Below are 3,718 nucleotides of genomic sequence, written 5' to 3'. Positions count from 1 at the left end.
AGATGTGTATAGAGACAGGTCAGGGGGTTGGGGCGGGCAGAGCCGACGCTTCGGGAAGCCACGGAGCGCGTCGTGGATCGGGACGGGCCGAGTCGGCGCCTCAGGGAGCTGTGGATCGGGACGGGGCTGAGTCGGCGCTTCCGGGAGCTGTGAAGGGGTACGGGGCGAGTGCTTCAGGGAGCTGCGGAGCGGGACGGGGCCGGACCGGCGCTTCAGGGCAGGAGTGGCGCCGGGGGTGTCGGCCAGCTCATGCGGATGAGGCCGCCTGCCTCACCGGCCGTGACCTCCACGTCGTCCACGAGGCCACTGATGACCGCGAGGCCCATCTCGTCCTCGCCCTCGGCCTCCGCCTCTTCACCGTCGTCGAGCCGCGCGCCGGGCACCCGGTCGCCGGGCGCCGCACGGGGCGCCTCGTCGCCGACCTCGATGGAGAACTGCTTCTCGTCCTCGATCAGCGCCACCCGCACCGGCGCCGTCACCCCGCTGCTCTGATGCAGGCCGACGGCACGCGTGCACGCCTCGCCGACCGCGAGCCTGACCTCGTCGAGAACGGCCTCGTCCACCCCGGCCCTGCGCGCCACCGCGGCCGCCACCAGACGGGCGGTCCTGACGTGCTCGGGCAGCGCGCTGAAGCGGAGCTCAACGGTGGCCATGCATCCCCCTCGACAAACGCACGTGCTGTCAGGGGGCCGGGCCGCAGGCCCGGTCCCCTGCTGTACTGCCGTCCCGGACCACAGGGCCCGGGAGGTCCGGCTGCCGGTCGACCGACGCTCGGCCGCCACCCGGTGGATGGCGACCCGGTCGGTGGCCGCAGTCGGCCGACGTATCAGTCAGCGGGCCACTCAGTCGGTGGCCGCGACCGCTTCCTCGACCGAGGTGTGGATGGGGAACACCTTGGTCAGGCCGGTGATACGGAAGATCTTGAGAATGCGCTCCTGGTTGCAGACCAGGCGCAGCGAGCCCTCATGGGCACGCACCCGCTTCAGGCCGCCGACCAGCACGCCGAGCCCGGTGGAGTCGAGGAAGTCCACGCCCTCCATGTCGACGACAAGATGAAAACTGCCGTCGTTCACCAGCTCGACCAACTGCTCGCGCAGCTTGGGCGCGGTATAAACATCGATTTCGCCACCGACCTCGACGACCGTACGATCGCCGACGGTACGGGTCGACAGGGACAGGTCCACGGATCCTCCAGCACCTTGCTATCGAGCGGTCATCCCTCGGGGACACCTCGGCAGAGCCCCCAGGACGGATCGCCAGCCGCGATGGCATTCAATCACTTACCGGTAGGCGTGCACGACGCCTTCGGACCATTGTCCATCCCGCCAGTGACACACTCGGTGCCGATGGCCAAAATTTCTCCTCCCGGAGGACCCTCTGCGGGAGCCCCGGCACGCACGTCCCCGCGGACCGTCCTTGACCGGCTCACCGCGGGGCCGAGCCGTGCATCGCGCGTCACTCATACGGAGCACCTGCCCCCACGTGAGGCCCGGTATGCAGTCTGGCCCGACCGCATCCGATCCGAGGTCATATCCGCAGTCCAGGCCGCGGGCATCGAGCACCCCTGGGCCCACCAGGCGCTGGCCGCCGAGCACGCCCTGGACGGGGAGTCCGTGGTCGTCGCCACCGGCACCGCGTCCGGCAAGTCCCTGGCCTACCTCACCCCGGTCCTCTCCGCCCTCCTGGACGGCTCAGAAGCGCCCAACGGCCGCGGCACGACCGCCCTGTACCTCGCCCCCACGAAGGCCCTCGCCGCCGACCAGCGCCGCGCCGTCCGCGAGCTCGCGGCCCCTCTCGGCAACGCGGTGCGCCCCGCCGTCTACGACGGCGACACCCCCTTCGAGGAACGCGAGTGGGTCCGGCAGTACGCCAATTACGTCCTGACCAACCCCGACATGCTGCACCGCGGGATACTTCCCTCCCATCCGCGCTGGTCCTCCTTCCTGCGCTCCCTTCGCTACGTCGTCATCGACGAGTGCCACACCTACCGCGGCGTCTTCGGCTCCCACGTCGCCCAGGTCCTGCGCCGCCTGCGCCGCCTCTGCGCCCGCTACGGCTCCGAGCCCGTCTTCCTCCTCGCCTCCGCCACCAGCGCCGACCCCGCGGCGTCCGCGGAGCGTCTCACCGGCCTGCCCGTGAAGGAGGTCGCCGACGACGCCTCACCCCGCGGCGACCTCGTCTTCGCCCTCTGGGAACCCCCTCTCACCGAACTCCACGGCGAGAAGGGCGCCCCCGTCCGCCGCACCGCCACCGCCGAAACCGCCGACCTCCTCACCGACCTGACCGTCCAAGGCGTCCGCTCGGTCGCCTTCGTACGCTCCCGGCGCGGCGCCGAACTCATCGCCGTCATCGCCCAGGAACGCCTCGCCGAGGTCGACCGCTCCCTCCCCCGCCGCGTCGCCGCCTATCGCGGCGGCTACCTCCCGGAGGAGCGCCGCGCCCTCGAGCGCGCCCTGCACTCCGGCGAGCTCCTCGGCCTCGCCGCCACCACCGCACTCGAACTCGGCGTCGACGTCTCGGGGTTGGACGCGGTCGTCATCGCCGGCTACCCCGGGACGCGGGCCTCCCTCTGGCAGCAGGCCGGGCGGGCGGGGCGGTCGGCTCAGGGGGCGCTGGCCGTCCTCGTCGCCCGCGACGATCCGCTGGACACATATCTCGTCCACCATCCCGAAGCGCTGTTCCAACAGCCCGTCGAAAGCACGGTCCTCGACCCCGACAACCCGTACGTCCTCGCGCCCCACCTCTGCGCCGCCGCCTCCGAACTCCCGCTGACGGAAGACGACTTGCCTCTCTTCGGCCCCGCCGCCGAAGAACTCCTCCCCCAGCTGGAAGCCGCGAAGCTCCTCCGCCGCCGCACGAAGGCCTGGCACTGGACCCGCCGGGAGCGGGCCGCCGACCTCACCGACATCCGCGGCGAGGGCGGGAAGCCCGTCCAGATCGTCGAGGAGGGCACGGGCCGACTCCTCGGTACGGTCGACGCGTCCGCCGCGCACACGACCGTGCACGAAGGCGCGGTCCATCTCCACCAAGGACGCACGTACCTCGTGCGCCAACTCGACCTGGAGGACTCGGTCGCCCTCGTCGAGGAGGCCGCGCCGCCCTACTCGACGACCGCCCGCGACACGACGGCGATCTCCATCCTGGAGACGGACACCGAGATCCCCTGGGGCGCGGGGCGGCTCTGCTACGGCTCCGTCGAAGTCACCAACCAAGTCGTCTCCTTCCTACGTCGTCGGCTCATCACCGGCGAGGTCCTCGGCGAGACCAAGCTGGAACTCCCTCCTCGTACGCTCCGTACGCGCGCGGTGTGGTGGACGGTGACCGAGGACCAACTCGACGCCGCGCGCATCAATCCCGAGATCCTCGGCGGCGCGCTGCACGCCGCCGAGCACGCGTCCATCGGCATGCTTCCGCTCTTCGCCACGTGTGACCGGTGGGACATCGGCGGCGTCTCCGTGCCGCTGCACCCGGACACGCTCCTTCCGACGGTCTTCGTCTACGACGGGCACCCGGGCGGGGCGGGCTTCGCCGAGCGGGCCTTCCACACGGCTCGGGAGTGGCTGACGGCTACGCGCCAGGCGATCGCTTCCTGCGAGTGCGAAGCGGGATGCCCTTCGTGCATCCAGTCCCCCAAGTGCGGCAACGGCAACGATCCCCTGCACAAGCGGGGGGCGGTACGGCTCCTTTCGGTGTTGCTGCGGGATGCGGGGTCGGGGAC

3 protein-coding genes are annotated in these 3,718 nt (G+C 71.3%); 1 reads left to right on the top strand and 2 read right to left on the bottom strand.

From position 1 onward, the window contains the following. Positions 1–212: 212 nt before the first annotated feature. Together AOK03_RS32970 and bldG are read right to left on the bottom strand one after the other, a co-directional pair. Complete coding sequence (locus AOK03_RS32970) at positions 213–653, bottom strand: ATP-binding protein (protein ID WP_055569053.1); 441 nt, start codon at positions 651–653, stop codon at positions 213–215. A gap of 189 nt (positions 654–842) precedes the next feature. After that, positions 843–1,184, bottom strand: a complete 342-nt coding sequence (gene bldG, locus AOK03_RS32965; protein ID WP_003975386.1) for an anti-sigma factor antagonist BldG — start codon at positions 1,182–1,184, stop codon at positions 843–845. A gap of 81 nt (positions 1,185–1,265) precedes the next feature. On the opposite strand from bldG, the gene AOK03_RS32960 reads away from it, so the two are divergent. Next, a partial coding sequence (locus AOK03_RS32960) for a DEAD/DEAH box helicase (protein WP_167355665.1) occupies positions 1,266–3,718 on the top strand: 2,453 nt, incomplete at its 3' end.

This window comes from Streptomyces atriruber, assembly GCF_001418325.1.
Taxonomy (GTDB): domain Bacteria; phylum Actinomycetota; class Actinomycetes; order Streptomycetales; family Streptomycetaceae; genus Streptomyces; species Streptomyces atriruber.
Note: the sequence above shows the minus strand (reverse complement) of the source record. Positions and strands in the feature narration are given on the sequence as shown.

Bases quoted from the DNA above. Each gene is read 5' to 3' on its own strand.
- AOK03_RS32970 (WP_055569053.1), bottom strand. From the start codon at position 653: ATGGCCACCGTTGAGCTCCGCTTCAGCGCGCTGCCCGAGCACGTCAGG.